At 65.1% G+C, this 17,347-nt stretch carries 13 protein-coding genes; 8 read left to right on the forward strand and 5 right to left on the reverse strand.

Annotated features, from left to right (window positions below; genetic code table 11):
• Positions 1–244: 244 nt before the first annotated feature.
• Positions 245–1,624, reverse strand: coding sequence for an L-serine ammonia-lyase (locus GA645_RS06860; protein WP_152221171.1), 1,380 nt, complete (start codon positions 1,622–1,624; stop codon positions 245–247).
• A gap of 679 nt (positions 1,625–2,303) precedes the next feature.
• Positions 2,304–3,083: a LuxR C-terminal-related transcriptional regulator gene (locus tag GA645_RS06865; protein WP_152221172.1), complete on the reverse strand. Its 780-nt coding sequence runs from the start codon at positions 3,081–3,083 to the stop codon at positions 2,304–2,306.
• 149 nt (positions 3,084–3,232) lie between these two features.
• On the opposite strand from GA645_RS06865, the gene GA645_RS06870 reads away from it, so the two are divergent.
• The 3 genes from GA645_RS06870 to GA645_RS06880 all read left to right on the forward strand — a co-directional run bounded on the left by GA645_RS06870 (position 3,233) and on the right by GA645_RS06880 (position 6,242).
• Positions 3,233–4,051, forward strand: coding sequence for a carbon-nitrogen hydrolase family protein (locus GA645_RS06870; protein WP_152221174.1), 819 nt, complete (start codon positions 3,233–3,235; stop codon positions 4,049–4,051).
• 164 nt (positions 4,052–4,215) lie between these two features.
• Positions 4,216–5,538, forward strand: a complete 1,323-nt coding sequence (locus GA645_RS06875; protein WP_152221175.1) for an APC family permease — start codon at positions 4,216–4,218, stop codon at positions 5,536–5,538.
• A gap of 59 nt (positions 5,539–5,597) precedes the next feature.
• Positions 5,598–6,242 carry a glutathione S-transferase family protein gene (locus tag GA645_RS06880; protein ID WP_152221177.1) on the forward strand — a complete coding sequence of 215 codons (645 nt, stop codon included), beginning with the start codon at positions 5,598–5,600 and terminating at the stop codon, positions 6,240–6,242.
• Positions 6,243–6,887: 645 nt separating this feature from the next.
• Here GA645_RS06880 and metR read toward each other — a convergent pair.
• Positions 6,888–7,808: a transcriptional regulator MetR gene (metR, locus tag GA645_RS06885; protein WP_152221179.1), complete on the reverse strand. Its 921-nt coding sequence runs from the start codon at positions 7,806–7,808 to the stop codon at positions 6,888–6,890.
• A gap of 122 nt (positions 7,809–7,930) precedes the next feature.
• On the opposite strand from metR, the gene metE reads away from it, so the two are divergent.
• Positions 7,931–10,243 carry a 5-methyltetrahydropteroyltriglutamate--homocysteine S-methyltransferase gene (gene metE, locus GA645_RS06890; RefSeq protein ID WP_152221181.1) on the forward strand — a complete coding sequence of 771 codons (2,313 nt, stop codon included), beginning with the start codon at positions 7,931–7,933 and terminating at the stop codon, positions 10,241–10,243.
• A 1-nt stretch (position 10,244) separates the two neighbouring features.
• On the opposite strand, the gene GA645_RS06895 is transcribed toward metE, so the two are convergent.
• The gene (locus GA645_RS06895) at positions 10,245–10,688 is read right to left on the reverse strand and encodes a hypothetical protein (RefSeq protein WP_152221183.1); all 444 of its coding nucleotides are present in this window, start codon (positions 10,686–10,688) and stop codon (positions 10,245–10,247) included.
• Between the two features lie 200 nt (positions 10,689–10,888).
• Here GA645_RS06895 and GA645_RS06900 point away from each other — a divergent pair, with 200 nt between their 5' ends.
• On the forward strand, positions 10,889–11,884 hold the full coding sequence (locus GA645_RS06900) for an alpha/beta fold hydrolase (protein ID WP_152227953.1): 996 nt from the start codon (positions 10,889–10,891) through the stop codon (positions 11,882–11,884).
• 201 nt (positions 11,885–12,085) lie between these two features.
• Here the strand turns inward: GA645_RS06900 and GA645_RS06905 are convergent, their stop codons facing one another.
• A complete protein-coding gene (locus tag GA645_RS06905; protein ID WP_152221185.1) occupies positions 12,086–13,000 on the reverse strand; it encodes a LysR substrate-binding domain-containing protein in 915 nt (304 codons plus the stop codon).
• A 102-nt stretch (positions 13,001–13,102) separates the two neighbouring features.
• Here GA645_RS06905 and GA645_RS06910 point away from each other — a divergent pair, with 102 nt between their 5' ends.
• From GA645_RS06910 to GA645_RS06920, 3 genes are all read left to right on the forward strand, one after another.
• The gene (locus GA645_RS06910) at positions 13,103–14,188 is read left to right on the forward strand and encodes a tartrate dehydrogenase (protein WP_152221187.1); all 1,086 of its coding nucleotides are present in this window, start codon (positions 13,103–13,105) and stop codon (positions 14,186–14,188) included.
• A gap of 233 nt (positions 14,189–14,421) precedes the next feature.
• Positions 14,422–16,041 (forward strand): BCCT family transporter, encoded by a 1,620-nt coding sequence (locus GA645_RS06915; RefSeq protein ID WP_152221189.1) that lies wholly within the window; start codon positions 14,422–14,424, stop codon positions 16,039–16,041.
• A gap of 139 nt (positions 16,042–16,180) precedes the next feature.
• Positions 16,181–17,302 carry an aromatic ring-hydroxylating dioxygenase subunit alpha gene (locus GA645_RS06920; protein WP_152221191.1) on the forward strand — a complete coding sequence of 374 codons (1,122 nt, stop codon included), beginning with the start codon at positions 16,181–16,183 and terminating at the stop codon, positions 17,300–17,302.
• The last annotated feature ends 45 nt before the right edge of the window (positions 17,303–17,347 follow it).

A 17,347-nucleotide genomic window follows, 5' to 3' on the forward strand; every position in this document is an offset into this window, starting at 1 on the left:
TTATCACGGTGGGAGGGGTCGAAAGGACCGCAAAAGAGCATGGCAGGCATTGCGCGAACGCGCCTGCGTGAAAGTCTACGCGTCGGGTTTTGGAAGGTTTTCGATTGTTCGGCAGATGCGACGTTAGCCCGACGAAGGGAAAAAAGAAAGCTAGCTAACGATTTTCTCGGCGGGTGAGAAAGGTCATATCGGGGTGTGCAAGAAACGGACGGGATGCGCTGCTCGCGAACCGCATCCGGCTCAACTAACAGGCAATCACATTCACTGCCAGCCCACCCTTGGAGGTCTCCTTGTACTTGTCCATCATGTCGCGCCCGGTGTCGCGCAGGGTGTCGATGGCCTTGTCCAGGCTGACCAGATGCTGGCCGTCGCCGCGCAGGGCCAGTTGCGCGGCGTTGATGGCCTTCAGCGAGGCCATGGCGTTGCGCTCGATGCACGGCACCTGCACCAGCCCGGCCACCGGGTCGCAGGTCAGGCCGAGGTTGTGTTCCAGGCCGATCTCGGCGGCGTTCTCCACCTGCTCCAGGCTGCCGCCCAGGACTTCCGCCAGGCCACCTGCGGCCATGGCGCAGGCCGAGCCCACTTCACCCTGGCAGCCCACTTCGGCGCCGGAGATCGAGGCGTTGAGCTTGCACAGGATGCCGATGGCGGCGGCGGTCAGCAGGTAGCGCTCGATGGCGTCGGCGTTGGCCTGGGGGTCGTAGCGGGCGTAGTAGTGCAACACCGCCGGGACTATGCCGGCCGCGCCGTTGGTGGGGGCGGTCACCACCCGTCCTCCAGCGGCGTTCTCTTCGTTCACTGCCAGCGCCCACAGGTCCACCCAGTCCATGGCACCGAGGGTGCTGGCGATCAGGTTGCCGCTGTCGGCCTCGTTCAGCCGGCGGTAGAGCATGGGCGCACGTCGGCGCACCTTGAGTCCGCCGGGCAGGATGCCTTCGGTTTCCAGTCCACGGCGCACACAGGCCTGCATTTCCTCCCAGATGTGTGCGAGGCCGGCGTGGATTTCCGCCTCGTCGCGCACCGCGAGTTCGTTGGCCCACATCAGGTCGCTGATGCGCTTGAAACCGTGCTGGTGGCATAGACGCAGCAGTTCCTCGGCGCTGTGGAAGGGATGGGGCATGGGGCTGTCGGGCAGGGCGTGGTCGGTGTTGAAGTCGGCCTGGTCCACCACGAAGCCGCCACCTACGGAGTAGCAGATGCGTTCGGCCAGCAGGTCGCCATTGGACGCCAACGCGCGCAAGTGCAGGCCGTTGGGGTGGGCGGGCAGGCTGTCGTCGTGGAAGACCAGCTGCCGCGCCGGGTCGAAGTCGATTTCCCGCTCGTCGCCCAGGCGCAGGCGATGGCGCTGCAGGATGTCGTCCACCTGTGGCGCCAGGGTGGCCGGGTCGGCTTCGGCCGGGTCGATGCCGAGCAGGCCGATCAGGCAGGCGCGGTCGGTGGCGTGGCCCTTGCCGGTGGCGCTGAGGGAGCCGTAGAGGTGCACCTCGATCGCTGCCACCTGTTCCAGCAGGCCTTCCGTCCCTAGGCGGTCGACGAACTCGCGGGTGGCGCGCATCGGCCCCACGGTGTGGGAGCTGGAGGGCCCGACGCCGGGTTTGAACATGTCGAAAACGCTGAGGCTCATGGGGAATTCCTCCTGTCCTCAAGCATGGACCCGCAATGGCGCGGGTGCTCACCGGCCGCTCGACGGCTGGTGGTTTTCTGTCGGCGCTGCGGGAGCCCCTGTCTATGCCCGCGATGCTTGTTGTTTGGGTTTTCAGCGCCGCATCGGCATGCTTGGATGTTTCTTGTTTCGCCCCCTCGGGCGACCCACTTTGGCAAACGACGGATGGCCGCCCCACCCAAAGTGGGCAAAGGTCTTGCCCCTGCATCCGGGTCCCGCTTCGCGGGACTGATTCGCTTCGCTCACCCTGCGGGCCAGCCTTCGGCTGTTACTACGCTGCGCTCCGTTTCCCTCGCTCCATCGGAGTTTCAGGGGCACGCGTCGACGGGCCATCCATGGCCCAACGACGCTCTCGCGACATCCATGTCGCTCAACCCCTGTAACTCCGATTCCGCTCGGCCTCCTGAAGGGGCGCTCCGGTGCGCGCGGAGGTTTCTCTGGAAGTCTTTAAATCCAGAGCCAGCGCTATGCGGTGCGTATGCTTTCCTGGGAGAGACGGGGGCGCCTAGCCCTTGTCCGCGAAGGTTCGCCACTGCAGCCATGCTGCAGGATGAACACCTGTAGGGCGAATAACGCGCAGCGTTATCCGCCGCGATGGGTATGACTGCGCACCACGCCGTCTACGGGCGAGCGCGCGGTCTCACCCCTGCGCCTGCAGAAACAACGAGAACAACTCCGACTGCGACTTTATCCCCAGCTTGGCATACATGTGCTTGCGATGGACCTTCACGGTTTCGGCGGAGATCGCCAGCTTGCGGGCGATTTCCTTGCTGGAGCAGCCGCTGAGCATCAGCCGGCCGACTTCCAGCTCGCGGGCGGTGAGCGGGGTTTCCACCTGCTGGGCGGTGGCCTCCAGGCGGTTCTGCCAGCGCGGCGGCGGGGGCGCTTCCTGGACTTCGCATTCGAAGGCCATGCGCTGGCGCATCAGCCCGGCGACCCAGGGCTGGACCAGGCCCAGCAGGGCGATCTGTTCCGGGCTGAAGCGGCCCTTGCTGCCCACCGAGCAGCACAGGGTGCGTTCGCCATCGAGTTGCACGTTGATCTGCACTTCGTCGGCCACTACGTTGAGACGGAAGTAGCGCTGGTAGTAATCGGTCTGTTCGAAGCACTCGGGCGCCACGTCGTCCAGGCGGAACAGCCCGCCGCCCGGTGCCTCGCGGCTGGCGATGTAGAAGGGGTCGAGCAGGTAGAGGCCCTTGAGGTAGTCCTGGAACAGCGGGTCCGGGCCGCCATCCTCGCCGGGGCATTCGGCGAACACCTGTGGCCTGCCATTGCTGAAGAGCAGCACGACCCAGCTGTCAAAGGGCACATACTGGCCCAGCAGGCGCACCAGCAAGGTCCAGAAATTCGGCTTGTCCAGCGCCTCGATCAGCTGCCCGATCGAGCGGTGCCAGGCGATGTCCTGAAGGGAAAGGCCCATGACTCTACCCCCGTTGGGTTACCACGCGGGCGTAATTACCCGGTGAGGGCGCCGCCGGCATACTCGATCCATCGCTTGAGCCGGCGCGGCGTGCAGTTTGATCCTTTTGCAGCGTGCGGTCACTGGAAGACAGGAATCAGAGGAAGCCCATGAAAGTCGAACTCGTGCAACTGGCCGGCCGTGATGGCGATGTGGCCTGGAACCTGGCCCGTACGCTGGAGGCCATCCACGCCTGCGCACCCGACACCCAACTGGTGGTGTTCCCCGAGACCCAGCTGACCGGCTTCCCCACCGAGCAGAACATCGCCGTCATCGCCGAGCCGATCGATGGCCCCAGCGTGCAGGCCGTGCAGCGTACTGCGCGGGAGAAGAACATCGGGGTTGCCGTGGGCTTCGCCGAGGTCGCCGATGGCCGCTTCTACAACACCACGCTGCTGATCACCCCCGACGGCATCGCCATGAAGTACCGCAAGACGCACCTGTGGGCGTCGGACCGTGGCGTCTTCACCCCGGGCGACCGCTACGCCACCTGCCTGTGGAATGGCGTGAGGGTGGGCATTGCGATCTGCTTCGACATCGAGTTCCCCGAGTCCGTCCGTGCCCTCGGCCAGCTCGGCGCCGAGCTGGTCATCGTGACCAACGGCAACATGGACCCCTACGGCCCGACCCACCGCACCGCGATCATGGGCCGCGCCATGGAAAACCAGGCGTACGCCGTGATGGTCAACCGCGTCGGCGAAGGCGACGACGGCCTGGTGTTCGCCGGCGGCAGCGCGGTGGTCGACCCCTTCGGCCAGCTGCTCTGCGAGGCCGGCCGCGAGGAGTGCCGGCAGATCGTCGAGCTGGACTTCGAACGCCTGGCGCAGGCGCGCCGCGACTACAGCTACCTGGCCGAGCGCCGCTTCGTGCTGCCGGGCGAAATGCGCGAGCACGCAGACGGCCTGCGCGAGCTGATCATTCCGGCCTGACCTTTCCTTCCGGCCCGAGTCTTTTCCGGGCCGGGGCGCAGGGCCGCGCCACCACAGCGATTCTCCAACACCGACGGGCGCCCCGAGCGCCCGCGCGGCTTGCGGGTGAGCGCAAGCCAGACCTTTGCACTGCCCATAACAAACACAATGTGGAGTAAGCAGTAATGGCTCAACTGAAACGAACCCTGTCGCTGGGTTCGGTGGTGCTGTTCGGCATCGCCTACATGACCCCGATCATCGTTCTTGGCACCTTCGGCATCCTCGCCGACGTCACCCGTGGCGTCGTGCCCTCGGCCTACCTGGTCGCCTCGGTGGCGATGCTGTTCACCGCGCTCAGCTACGGGCGCATGGCTGCGGCCTTCCCGGTGGCCGGTTCCGCCTACACCTATGTGCGCAAGTCGATCAGCCCGAAGCTGGGCTTCCTCGCCGGCTGGGCGGTGCTGCTGGATTACCTGTTCCTGCCCATGGCCATCTGGCTGATCGGCGCGGCCTACCTGAACTCGGCCTTCCCGGCGATGCCCCAGGCCATCTGGGTGCTGGCCTTCATCGGCGTGACCACCGCGATCAACGTGGTCGGCCTGCGCCTGGCGAAGAACATCAATGGTGTGCTGATGCTGGTGCAGTTCCTCGTGCTGATCGCCTTCGTCGGCCTGGCGATCCATTACGTGATGGGCGACGCCAGCCGTCCGCTGTGGACCCTGGAGCCGTTCCTCAAGGAAGGCACCCAACTGCCGCTGATCATGGGTGGCGCGGCCATCGCCTGCTATTCCTTCCTCGGCTTCGACGCGGTCAGCACCCTGACCGAAGAAACCCACGAGCCGCGCAAGACCATTCCGCGCGCTATCCTGCTGATCACCCTGATCGGTGGCGGCATCTTCATCGCCGCCAGCTACTTCGTACAGCTGGCGCACCCGTCCGTGGAATTCCAGAACGCTGATTCCGCCGCTTACGAAATTGCCCGCAACATCGGTGGTGACCTGTTCGTCAGCTTCTTCCTGATCGGCCTGATCGTCGGCCAGTTCACCTCCGGCCTGTCGGCCCAGGCCAGCGCCTCACGCCTGCTGTTCGCCATGGGCCGCGACGGCGTGCTGCCGCGCCCGTTCTTCGGCCGCATCAGCAAGCGTTTCGAAACCCCGGTGAACAGTATCGTGCTGTGCGGCGTGGTGGCCCTGCTGGCGCTGCGCATGGACGTCACCACCTCCACCTCGTTCATCAACTTCGGCGCCTTCCTGGCCTTCAGCCTGGTGAACCTCTCGGTGATCTTCCACTACTACCTGAACGCCAAGCGCCGCGGCCCGCGCGAGGTAGTGCTGTTCCTGCTTTTCCCGCTGATCGGCCTCATCGCCGACCTGTGGCTGATGGTCAGCCTCGACCACCTGGCGATCTGGCTCGGCGCCACCTGGCTGGTGCTCGGTGTGATCTACCTGGCGGTGATTACCGCCGGTTTCCGCGAGCAACCGCCGGAGATGAGCTTCGACGAGGCGTGATGGCCCAGTGGGGCTATGCTGGGGGCTCCATGCAGTGGCGCGCCACAGGAGACTCCGCCATGTCCCGCATCACTCTGTATCACTCGCCCCAGACACGCTCCAGCGGCACCCTGGTGCTATTGGAGGAGCTGGGCGCCGAGTACGATCTCGAGCTGATCAACATGAAGGCCGGCGAGCAGCGAAAGCCGGCCTACCTGGCGATCAACCCCTTGGGCAAGGTCCCGGCGATTCGCCACGGTGAGTCGCTGGTCACCGAGCAAGGGGCCATCTTCATCTACCTGGCCGACCTCTATCCCCGTGCAGGGCTGGCGCCCGCCCTGGATGACCCGCTACGGGGTCCTTATCTGCGTTGGCTGGTGTTCTACGGCTCCAGCTTCGAGCCGGCCATCGTCGACCGCGCGCTGAAGCGTGACCCGTCGCCGCCGGCCATGAGCCCCTACGGCGACTACGACAGTGTGATGCGCGCCATCGCCGAGCAACTGGAAAGCGGACCTTACCTGCTGGGCAGTCGCATGACCGCTGCCGACGTGCTATGGGGCGCGGCCCTGCGCTGGACCATCGGATTCGGCGTGGTGCCCAAGCTGCCGGTGTTCGAGCGTTACGTCGAACTGGTCACTTCGCGGCCGGCTTTCACCCGTGTCTGGGAGCGGGATGTGCAGTGGGTGGCGGAGCATGCCCTGGCCGCTGAGGCGAAGGCACTGTAATGCCGGAGAGCAAGGCGTAGCCGCAGGTGAGAACTAACGGAGGGCCGCTGCGTATTTTGCGGAAACGGTCTCAGGTGGTGTGGGAAGTTTCTTTTTTGTCTGTAGCTTTCTTTGCCGGTTGGCAGGACTGATCAATGATTGCCCCAACGCCGCGTCGTTCCCCATCTCGCGGCGTCTGCTCCACCATAACGACGATAAGAGCTTTGCATCCGTTGGGTCCCGAAGCCCATCCGCGAGGATGGGCTTTTTTTCGTTCGCTGTTCGGGCGTCCTTCAATCCCGTTTTTCATCAGGTGCGGTGGGAAAAGTCTTCCGCCGGGAGCGTTGAGGCGTAGGTGGCTCAGGAAAATGCCGACGATGTGGTGCTTATCTCAAATCGGCTTAGGGCATTTCTTACATGGATGCCTGGGGCTTGGAGTTGGCTGTCAGCTGCTGGATCATATGCCCCGCGCCCTGTTCCTACAGGGTGCCCTAAAGATTGATCGACTAGTCAATCGTTTAGTCCTTGGCCCGCCAGCAATGGCGGGCTTTTTTATGCTCCGCTGTGTAGGAGGTTCTGAGTAGGACGCCCGAAATAGAGCGGCTAAGCAGACATGCTTGCGAGCCAGAGGCTTTTCGTCAGATCGCGATTTGTGGGATTCCGGCGTCAGCTCTTCGCCGCGCTGACCCCTTCCAGGGTGGCGAAGGAGGTGTCCTTGGCCGTCAGCAGGAAGTCGCGCATGAACGGCGCGTCCAGCATGTCGGCGCGGATTGCCGCGAACAGCGTGCAGTACAGGCCTTTCTCGCCCAGGCGCTTGGCGGTGACGTAGCCGCGCGAGCTGTATTCATGCAGCGCCCAGTTCGGCAGGCAGCACACGCCGCGGCCGGAGGCCACCAGCTGCATCATCATCACCGTGAGTTCCGAGGTGCGAATCTGCGCGGGTTCGACATCGGCGGGTTCGAGGAAGCGGGTGAAGATGTCCAGGCGGTCGCGCTCCACCGGGTAGGTGATCAGCGTGTGGCTGGCGAGGTCTTCCGGGACGATATAGGACTTGCCGGCCAGCGCGTGGTGGTTGTCCACCGCCAGCAGCGCCTCGTAGGTGAACAGCGGCACGTAGGTGATGCCGGCGAGGTCCACCGGGTCGGAGGTCACCACCAGGTCCAGGTCGCCACGGGCCAGCGCCGGCAGCGGGGCGAAGGAGAAGCCCGAGGCGAGGTCGAGCTCCACTTCCGGCCAGGCGTCGCGGAACTGGTCGATGGTCGGCATCAGCCACTGGAAACAGCTGTGGCACTCGATGGCCATGTGCAGGCGGCCGGCAGTTCCGCCCGCCAGGCGCGCGAGGTCGCGCTCGGCGCTGCGCAGTTGCGGAAGCACGCTGTCGGCCAGTTGCAGCAGGCGCAGGCCGGCGCTGGTGAAGCGCACCGGCTTGGTCTTGCGGATGAATAGTGACAGGCCCAGGCGGTCCTCCAGTTCCTTGAACTGGTGGGATAGGGCGGACTGGGTGAGGTGCAGGCGCTCGGCCGCCTCCACGAGGCTGTCGGCTTCGCGCAGGGCGTGGAGGGTTTTCAGGTGACGGAGTTCAAGCATGGTGCCGGCCTCGACCTCAATATGAGGAAAACTTGATTACAACGCGAAGGAATTGAGTTTGTCTCATGAAGGGCCGGCTGTCGACAATGCCTACATCGACGTATTGGATTGGAGACTTCGCCATGGCATTGGCCCACACCCTCGGCTTCCCCCGCATCGGCCGCGACCGTGAACTGAAAAAGGCCCTGGAGGCGTTCTGGAAAGGCGAGCTGGACGAGGCCGGACTGCGCACCGTGGGACGCGAGCTGCGCGCCGCGCACTGGCAGGCACAGAAGGACGCCGGCATCGACCTGCTGCCGGTCGGTGATTTCGCCTGGTACGACCAGGTGCTGACCCACTCCCTGACCTTCGGTGTGATTCCCGAGCGTTTCCGCCCGCAGGATGGCAAGCCGACCCTGCAGACCCTGTTCGCCATGGCCCGTGGCCGTCGCGGCGACGTCTGCTGCAACGGTGTCCATGCCCAGGAAATGACCAAGTGGTTCGACACCAACTACCACTACCTGGTCCCGGAGTTCAGCGTCGACCAGCGCTTCGAACTGAGCTGGGAGCAGCTGTTCGAGGAGGTGGATGAGGCGCTGGCGCTGGGACACAAGGTCAAGCCGGTGCTGATCGGCCCGCTGACCTACCTCTGGCAGGGCAAGCTCAAGGGCGAGCGCGCCGGCTTCGATAAACTCGATCTGCTGGAGCGGCTGCTGCCGGTCTATGGCCAGATCTTCCAGCGCCTGGCCGCCCAGGGTGTGGAGTGGGTGCAGATCGACGAGCCGATCCTCGTGCTCGACCTGCCGCAGGACTGGAAGAATGCCTTCGAGCGCGCCTACAACCTGCTTCAGCGCGAACCGCTGAAGAAGCTGATCGCCACCTACTTCGGCGGTCTCGAGGACAACCTCGGCCTGGCTGCGAGCCTGCCGCTGGACGGCCTGCACATCGATCTGGTGCGCGCCCCGCAGCAATACCCGACCATCCTCGACCGCCTGCCGGCCTACAAGGTGCTGTCCCTGGGCCTGGTGAACGGCCGCAATGTCTGGCGCTGCGACCTGGAACCTGCGCTGGAGGTGCTGCGTCACGCCCATGAGCGGCTGGGCGAACGGTTGTGGGTGGCGCCGTCCTGCTCATTGCTGCATTGCCCGGTGGACCTGGACCGCGAGGATCAATTGGACGCCGAGCTGAAGGACTCCCTGGCCTTCTCCGTGCAGAAGTGCGCCGAGGTGGCATTGCTCGCTCGCGCGGTGAGCGAGCCCGAAGCGCCAGAGGTGCTCGCCGCGCTGGCCGAGAGCCGTGCCGTACAGGCCCGCCGCGCCGCCTCGCCGCGTATTCACAAACCCGAGGTGCAGGCGCGCGTGGCGGGTGTGCGCCCCGAGGATGCACAGCGTCAGTCGCCCTTTGTCGTGCGCATCGACAAGCAGCGGGCCGTGCTCGATCTGCCGTTGTTCCCGACCACCACCATCGGCTCCTTCCCGCAGACCCCGGCGATTCGCCTGGCGCGCCAGGCGTTCCGTCAGGGCAAGCTGTCCGAGGCGGACTACGCCCAGGCCATGCACAGCGAAATCCGCCACGCCGTAGTGCTGCAGGAAGGGCTCGGCCTGGACGTGCTGGTGCATGGTGAGGCCGAGCGCAACGACATGGTGGAGTACTTCGCCGAACAGCTCGACGGCTATGCCTTCACCCGCTTCGGCTGGGTGCAGAGCTACGGTTCGCGCTGTGTGAAACCGGCGGTGATCCATGGCGACCTGAGCCGCCCGCGGCCGATGACCGTCGATTGGATTCGCTACGCCCAGGGCCTCACCGGCAAGGTGATGAAGGGCATGCTGACCGGCCCTGTGACCATGCTGATGTGGTCCTTCCCGCGCGAGGACGTGTCGCGCGAGGTACAGGCGCGTCAGCTGGCGCTGGCGATCCGCGACGAGGTGGAGGACCTTGAGCGCGCCGGCATCCGGATCGTGCAGATCGATGAAGCGGCCTTCCGCGAGGGACTTCCCCTGCGTCGGGACCAGTGGCAGCCTTACCTGGATTGGGCCACCGAGGCCTTCCGCCTGTGCGCCTCGGGTGTACGGGACGAAACCCAGATCCACACCCACATGTGCTACAGCGAATTCAATGACGTGATCGAGTCCATCGCCGCCATGGACGCCGACGTGATCACCATCGAGACCTCGCGCTCGGACATGGAGCTGCTGGATGCCTTCGAGAAGTTCGAGTACCCCAACGAGATCGGCCTGGGTGTCTACGACATCCACTCGCCGCGCGTGCCGGGCACCGAGGAGATGGTCGCCCTGCTGCGCAAGGCGGCGCAGCGGATTCCCGCCGCGAGCCTGTGGGTCAACCCCGACTGCGGCCTGAAGACCCGCGGCTGGCCCGAGACCGAGGCGGCGCTGATCAACATGGTCGCGGCGGCACGCCAGTTGCGCCGGGAGTTCACTGGCGGCACTCCGGCGTGAGTCACCAGCTCAGGTAGAACATGCCCTTGGCCAGCACCACGATGGCCAAGGCATGGGCGAACACGCTGTAGTGGATGCGCCGCGAGCGCTGGCCGGTCATGCGGCCGGTGCGGAAGGAGAACATGGCGAAGGCGAAATGCCCGAGCACGCTGGTGGCCAGCAGCAGCTTCAGGCTGAGCAGGGTGGCGAAAACGGAGGTCAGCGGATCGGCCAGCAAGGGCAGGTAGCGCAGGTACAGCATGCCCAGGCCGGCACCGAACAGGCTGAGGATGGCCCATGGCATCAAGCGCCGGGCGCGCCGCCCGACGGCGGCCTCCACCGCGCGCATGGCCCTTGCCGGCACGTGGTGGCGGACGTTCTCCAGGATCAGTACCTCGAAGAACACCGTACCGACGAACAGGATCGCGGCCAGCAGGTGCAGGGTGAGCAGGAGCGGGTAGGCCATGGCGGCGGACTCCGAGGGTGGGACCGCTATCTTCGCCAGTGGCCCTCGGTTCGCCCATGATCCGCGTCATGCCCTGCGCCATGACAGGCGCATGACCGCTCAGCGCCTTTCATTAAACTGTCACGGACCTGTGGCAGAGCGAATGACGGAAATTCATCAGAATCCCGCTCCACTGGGGTTTTGCGTTCCGGATTTTCATGATGCGTGCTTTGCTGCTGGCGGTCGCCCTTTTGTGCGGACTGCCCACTCTTTCTTTTGCCGGCGATCGTTGCGATGCCAGGGTGCCGACCGAGATGGTCGACCTGGGCGACGTGCGCCTGGCCTACCAGAGCATCGGCCGTCCGCAGGACCCGGCGCTGCTGCTGATCATGGGCCTGGGCGGCCAGCTGATCCACTGGCCCGACGAGGTCGTCGAGGCGCTCTGCCAGCAGGGCTTCCGGGTGATCCGCTATGACAACCGCGATGTTGGCCTGTCCGCCTGGCGCATCCCGACGCCCACCGGCAACCTGACCTACGAAGTGATTCGCTACCGCCTGGGGCTGCCGGTGAGCGCGCCCTACAGCCTGACCGACATGGCGGGGGATTCGCTGCGTCTGCTCGACGCCCTGCACATCGAGCGCGCCCACGTGCTGGGGGCGAGCATGGGCGGGATGATCGCCCAGCATGTCGCCGATCTCGCCCCGGACCGGGTGATCAGTCTGACCCTGGTGATGACCAGCTCCGGCGCCGAAGGCCTGCCGGCACCCAGCGAGTCACTGCTGCGCCTGCTCGCCCGGCGTGAGGCCGCCAGCCGCGAACAGGCCATCGAGCAGCAGGCCGATCTGCTCGCCGCGCTGGGCAGCCCCGAGGTGCGCGACGACCGTCGGCAATTGCTGCAACAGGCGGCTCGTTCCTATGACCGCGCTTTCAACCCTGAGGGCGTGCAACGGCAGCTGCTGGCGATCCTCGCCGAGCCGAGCCGGGTGGAGCTGCTCAACCGCCTGGACGTGCCGACCCTGGTGGTCCACGGCACCGCCGATCCCCTGCTGCCGGTGATGCACGGGGTGCACGTGGCGGCGCATATCCGTGGTTCGGAGCTGAGGTTGATCCCCGGCATGGCGCACCGCTTCCAGGAAGACTTCAAGGAGCCGCTGCTCAGCGCGGTGCTGCCTTACCTGCGGGCGCACCAGGGGAGCGGGCACGTGGCGCAGCTCTGATCATCCGTCGGAGCACCCTGTAGGAGCGCCCCATGGGCGTGATTCGCGGGCATGGCCCGCTCCTACGAGTCCGACCGTAGGAGCGGACTTCGTCCGCGATCAATCCTGCTGCGGAACCCATCGCGGACAGAGTCCGCTTCTACAGGAGCCCCTCTTCCAGGAGCCCTCCGACCATCCCGGCGCATCGGCGGGTTGTACGCCCTAGGTTTCCGGCAAGCTGTAGCGCTCGGCGAAGTACTGCCGGAGAAACTCCACCGCCACACGCACCTTGGCCGAGCTGGCCAGGGGCGCGGTGTACACCGCCCAGATATCCGCCGGCTGCTGGTACTCCGGCAGTACCCGCACCAGGCGCCCGTCGGCCAGGCTGTCGTGCACGTCCCACCAGGAGCGCAGCAGGATGCCGCGTCCATCGATGCACCACTGGTGCACCACCTCGCCGTGGTTGGACGACAGGGGGCCCGTCACTTTCACGTTTTCCTCGCCGCTGGGCCCCTGCAGGTGCCAGATGCCGAAGGAGTGGTCGCGCTCCTTGATCACCAGGCAATCGTGCCCGGCCAGGTCCGCCAGGGTGCGCGGCATGCCGCGCTGTTCGAGGTAGGCGGGGGCGGCGCAGAGCACCCGGCGGTTGCGCGCCAGCGGCTTGGCGATCAGGTGTGGATCGATCTCGTTGCCCACCCGTACGTCGAGGTCGAAGCCTTCGTCGATCAGGTCCACCAGGTGGTCCTGCACGTCCAGGCGGATATCCAGCTGCGGGTGTCGCATCGCCAGTTCCGACAGGGCCGGGGCGACGAAGCGCCGGCCCAATCCCAGGCTGCTGGCGATGCGCAGCTGGCCGCTGGGTTCGCGGTGCAGGGCGGAGACGTCATCGCCCATGCGCTGTACCGCGTCGAGGATGCGCAGCGCCCACTGGTAGACGCGTTCGCCGTCCTCGCTCACCGACACCCGACGAGTGGTGCGGTGCAGCAGGCGCACGCCCAGGTCCTCCTCCAGCAGGCGGATGCGCTTGCTGACGAAGGCGGTGGACATGCCCAGCTCGGCGGCGGCGTTGGCGAAGCTGGAACGGCGGGCGACCTGGATGAAGACCCGCAGGTCTTCCAGATTGGGAAGATTGTTCACGATTCGTGATTCAAGAATCCACAGAAGTGGTGATTATGTTTGATTTGTCGACTTATAGCATGGAGGTCACTTCTTCCCCATCCCATCTGCAAGGGTGCCCTCATGAGCAAGACATACAGAATCGCTGCCATTCCCGGTGACGGTATCGGCCACGAAGTCCTTCCCGAGGGCCTGCGCGTGGTTCAGGCGGCGGCGCGCAAGCACGGCTTGAATCTGGAGATCGAGCACTTCGAGTGGGCCAGCTGCGACTACTACCTGGAACACGGCAAGATGATGCCGGACGACTGGTTCGAGCAGCTGCAGCAGTTCGATGCGCTGTACTTCGGCGCCGTCGGCTGGCCGGACAAGGTGCCCGACCACATCTCCCTGTGGGGCTCGCTGCTCAAGTTCCGCCGCGAGTTCGACCAGTACGTGAACATCCGCCCGGTGCGCCTGTTCCCCGGCGTGCCGTGCCCGCTGGCCAACAAGAAGCCCGGCGACATCGACTTCGTGGTGATCCGCGAGAACACCGAGGGCGAGTACTCGTCCCTCGGCGGCCGCATGTTCGAAGGCACCGAGAATGAGTTCGTGCTGCAGGAGTCGGTGTTCACCCGTCGTGGCGTGGATCGCATCCTCAAGTACGCCTTCGACGTGGCTCAGACCCGCGAGCGCAAGCACGTCACCTCGGCCACCAAGTCCAACGGCATGGCCGTGAGCATGCCCTACTGGGACGAGCGCACCGCCGCGATGGCCGCCAACTACCCGGACATCAGCTGGGACAAGCAGCACATCGACATCCTCTGCGCACGCTTCGTGCTGCAGCCGGAGCGCTTCGACGTGGTGGTGGCGTCCAACCTGTTCGGCGACATCCTCTCCGACCTCGGCCCGGCCTGCGCCGGCACCATCGGCATCGCGCCGTCGGCCAACCTCAACCCCGAGCGCAAGTTCCCCTCGCTGTTCGAGCCGGTGCACGGTTCGGCGCCGGACATCTTCGGCCAGAACATCGCCAACCCGATCGCCATGATCTGGTCCGGCGCCCTGATGCTGGAGTTCCTCGGCCAGGACGATGCGCGCTACCGCGCCGCCCACGACGACATCCTGCGCGCCATCGAGCAGGTTATCGCCAATGGCCAGGTCACCCGCGACATGGGCGGCAAGCTGTCGACCCAGGCAGTCGGCCAGGCCATCGCCGAGATCGTCGCCGGCTGATTCCGTCGATTCGCAGCGGCACCCGCCCTGGGCAGGGCGCGGCGCCACTGCGAGGCGATGGACTGCTCTTGCGTTGCGCGACAAACCACCGCACACTGTTAACCAATAGATCGTCGTTAACCAATGGTTGATAGATGGGAGAAACGTCAACCTGACCTAGCGCTGCACTTCATGTCCCACTGCGTGCCTGCGCCGGATGTGAAGCACAATAAAATCGTCCCAGGAGACGCCTGATGTCCCACAAGAATAAAAAGGTCGATGTATTCCTGATCACCATGAGCCTGGTAGCCGTCCTGCTCACCGTGATCGGCCTGGCTGCCTACCCGGCAGAGGCGGAACACGCGGCCAATCAGCTGTTCGAGTTCTCCACCCGTTCCTTCGGTACCGCAGTCCAGCTGCTGATCTTCGGCAGTTCGCTGGCGGTGCTGTACATCGCTTTCAGCAAGTACGGAAACATCCGTCTGGGCAGCGGCAAGCCGGAATACTCCACCGCCACCTGGGTATTCATGTTCATCTGCGCCGGCATGGGCTCCTCGACCCTCTACTGGGGGGTAATGGAGTGGGCCTACTACTACCAGTCGCCCGGCCTGAACATCGCTGCGCAGTCCCGTGAAGCCCTGGAATACAGCGTCAGCTACTCGTTCTTCCACTGGGGCATCAGTGCCTGGTCGATCTACGCCCTGGCGTCTCTGGCCATGGCCTATCACTTCCATGTGCGCAAGAAGAGCGGCCTGAACCTGGCTTCCATCGTCGAGGCCGTCACCGGCTTCAAGGCCACCGGCCCGGTGGGTCGCCTGGTCGACCTGATCTTCCTGCTGACCATGATGGGCGCGCTCACCGTATCCCTGGCGCTCACCGCATCGACCCTCACCCGTGGCCTCTCCGGCCTGGTCGGCACCCCGGACACCTTCACCGTGCAGGTCATGGTGATCGGCATGATCGCCGTGCTGTTCTCCCTGAGCTCCTACATCGGCATCGACGGCGGCCTGCAGAAGCTGAGCAAGATCGTCTGCTACGGCGCCCTCGTGTTCGCCGCGGTGGTGCTGCTGGTCGGTCCGACCCAGTTCACCATCAACAACACCGCCAACGGCATCGGCCTGATGATCCAGAACTACGTGCACATGAGTCTGTTCACCGACCCGGCGGGCGATGGCGCGTTCACCCGTAACTGGACGGTGTTCTACTGGCTCTGGTGGGTGTCCTACGCACCGGGCGTGGCGATGTTCGTGACCCGCGTATCCCGTGGCCGGCAGATCAAGGAAGTGGTGTTCGCCCTGCTGCTGGGCGGTAGCTTCGGCTGCTGGTTCTTCTTCGGCGCGCTGGAAAGCTACAGCATGCACCAGTTCATCACCGGCGCCATCGACGTACCGAAGATCCTCACCGAACAGGGTGGCGAGAGCGCGGTGGAAGTGCTGCTGCTAGGCCTGCCGTGGGGCAAGGTGTTCCTCGCCGTGTACCTGTTCATCATGGCCGTGTTCTGCGCCTCGCACATGGACGCAGCCGCCTACGCCGTGGCTGCCACCAGCACCCGCAACCTGGAAGAAGGCGACGACCCGACCCCGACCCTCCGTCTGTTCTGGGCCATCACTCTGACCCTGGTGCCGCTGGCCATGCTGTTCGCCAAGGCCTCGCTGTCGACCATGAAGACCGCCGTGGTACTCACCGCGATCCCGTTCACCCTGATCCTGCTGGTGAAGGTCTACGGCTTCTTCAAGTGGATGCTGGAGGACTACGCCAAGGTGCCGGCCTACCGCATCGAAGAAGAAGCCGCCGCCATGGCCGACGAAGAACTGCCGGAGATCGCCGAGCCCGCGCCGCTGCGCAAGCCGCTGGTCGAGGCAATGGCCCAGTAATTCCTGCGTGGCGCCGTCCGCCTCCGGGCGGCGCCACCCGCAGGCTTTTTTTTGCCTGTTCTGTTAACCATCAGATTTCAGTTAACCAATAAGTAAATCGACCGCCGCGCCGCGAGTCGTTGAAGCCTGGAGAGATGAGATGACCGATTTCGAACGCCTGCCCGCCGATTTCTGCAACAACCCGAGCCACGCTTACACCATCCCGGCGAAGTTCTACACCAGCGATGCCGTATTCGACCACGAGAAGGAAAAGATCTTCGCCCACAGCTGGATCTGCATGGGCCACCGCAGCGAAGTCGCGGAGAAGAACGCCTACATCGTCCGTGAGGTGATCGGCGAGAGCATCATCGTCGTCCGTGGCCGCGACGGCGTGCTGCGCGCCTTCTACAACGTCTGCCCGCACCGTGGCCACCAGTTGCTGGAAGGCACCGGCGGCATCGCCAAGAACGTCATCGCCTGCCCGTACCACGCCTGGACCTTCAAGCTCGACGGCGAACTGACCCACGTGCGCAACTGCGACCAGGTGGAAGCCTTCGACAAGGGTGACTACAGCCTGGTACCGGTGAAGGTCGAGGAGTACGCCGGCTTCATCTTCATCAACATGGACCTCGATGCCGGCAGTGTCGAAGAGCAGCTGCCGGGCCTGGAAGCGCGCATGCGCCAGGCCTGCGGCGTGATCGACGACCTGCACCTGGCCGCCCGCTTCGTCAGCAAAACCCCGGCCAACTGGAAGTCCATCGTCGACAACTACATGGAGTGCTACCACTGCGGCCCGGCTCACCCGAGCTTCGCCGACTCCGTGGACGTCGGCCAGTACACCCACACCCTGCATGGCAACTGGTCGCTGCAGTACGGCATCGCCAAGTCCTCCGAGCAGTCGTTCAAGGTAGACGAGGGCGTTTCCGATCCGTCCTTCTGCGGCTTCTGGGCCTGGCCGTGCACCATGTTCAACGTGCCGCCGGGCGCCAACTTCATGACTGTGATCTACGAGTTCCCGGTCGATGCCGAAACCACCCTGCAGCACTACGACATCTACTTCCTCAACAAGGACATCACCGAAGAGCAGCAGAAGCTGATCGACTGGTACCGCGAAGTCTTCCGTCCGGAAGACCTGCGCCTGGTCGAGAGCGTGCAGAAGGGCCTGAAGTCCCGCGGCTACCGCGGCCAGGGCCGGATCATGGTGGACAAGGAGCGCTCCGGCATCAGCGAGCACGGCATCGCCCACTTCCACAACCTGATCGCCGTCTCCCACCTCGACTGATCAAGCGTGCCGCCGGCCCGCGTGGCCGGCGGCATCTCGCGGAGT

This window comes from Pseudomonas sp. SCB32 (assembly GCF_009189165.1).
Classification (GTDB): Bacteria; Pseudomonadota; Gammaproteobacteria; order Pseudomonadales; family Pseudomonadaceae; genus Pseudomonas.

Excerpts from the sequence above, each read along its gene's own strand:
- GA645_RS06895 (WP_152221183.1), bottom strand. The coding sequence starts at position 10,688 with ATGGCCTACCCGCTCCTGCTCACCCTGCACCTGCTGGCCGCGATCCTG.
- GA645_RS06865 (WP_152221172.1), bottom strand. The coding sequence starts at position 3,083 with ATGGGCCTTTCCCTTCAGGACATCGCCTGGCACCGCTCGATCGGGCAG.
- GA645_RS06915 (WP_152221189.1), top strand. The coding sequence starts at position 14,422 with ATGTCCCACAAGAATAAAAAGGTCGATGTATTCCTGATCACCATGAGC.
- metR (WP_152221179.1), bottom strand. The coding sequence starts at position 7,808 with ATGCTTGAACTCCGTCACCTGAAAACCCTCCACGCCCTGCGCGAAGCC.
- GA645_RS06870 (WP_152221174.1), top strand. The coding sequence starts at position 3,233 with ATGAAAGTCGAACTCGTGCAACTGGCCGGCCGTGATGGCGATGTGGCC.
- metE (WP_152221181.1), top strand. The coding sequence starts at position 7,931 with ATGGCATTGGCCCACACCCTCGGCTTCCCCCGCATCGGCCGCGACCGT.
- GA645_RS06910 (WP_152221187.1), top strand. The coding sequence starts at position 13,103 with ATGAGCAAGACATACAGAATCGCTGCCATTCCCGGTGACGGTATCGGC.
- GA645_RS06900 (WP_152227953.1), top strand. The coding sequence starts at position 10,889 with ATGCGTGCTTTGCTGCTGGCGGTCGCCCTTTTGTGCGGACTGCCCACT.
- GA645_RS06860 (WP_152221171.1), bottom strand. The coding sequence starts at position 1,624 with ATGAGCCTCAGCGTTTTCGACATGTTCAAACCCGGCGTCGGGCCCTCC.
- GA645_RS06875 (WP_152221175.1), top strand. The coding sequence starts at position 4,216 with ATGGCTCAACTGAAACGAACCCTGTCGCTGGGTTCGGTGGTGCTGTTC.
- GA645_RS06920 (WP_152221191.1), top strand. The coding sequence starts at position 16,181 with ATGACCGATTTCGAACGCCTGCCCGCCGATTTCTGCAACAACCCGAGC.
- GA645_RS06880 (WP_152221177.1), top strand. The coding sequence starts at position 5,598 with ATGTCCCGCATCACTCTGTATCACTCGCCCCAGACACGCTCCAGCGGC.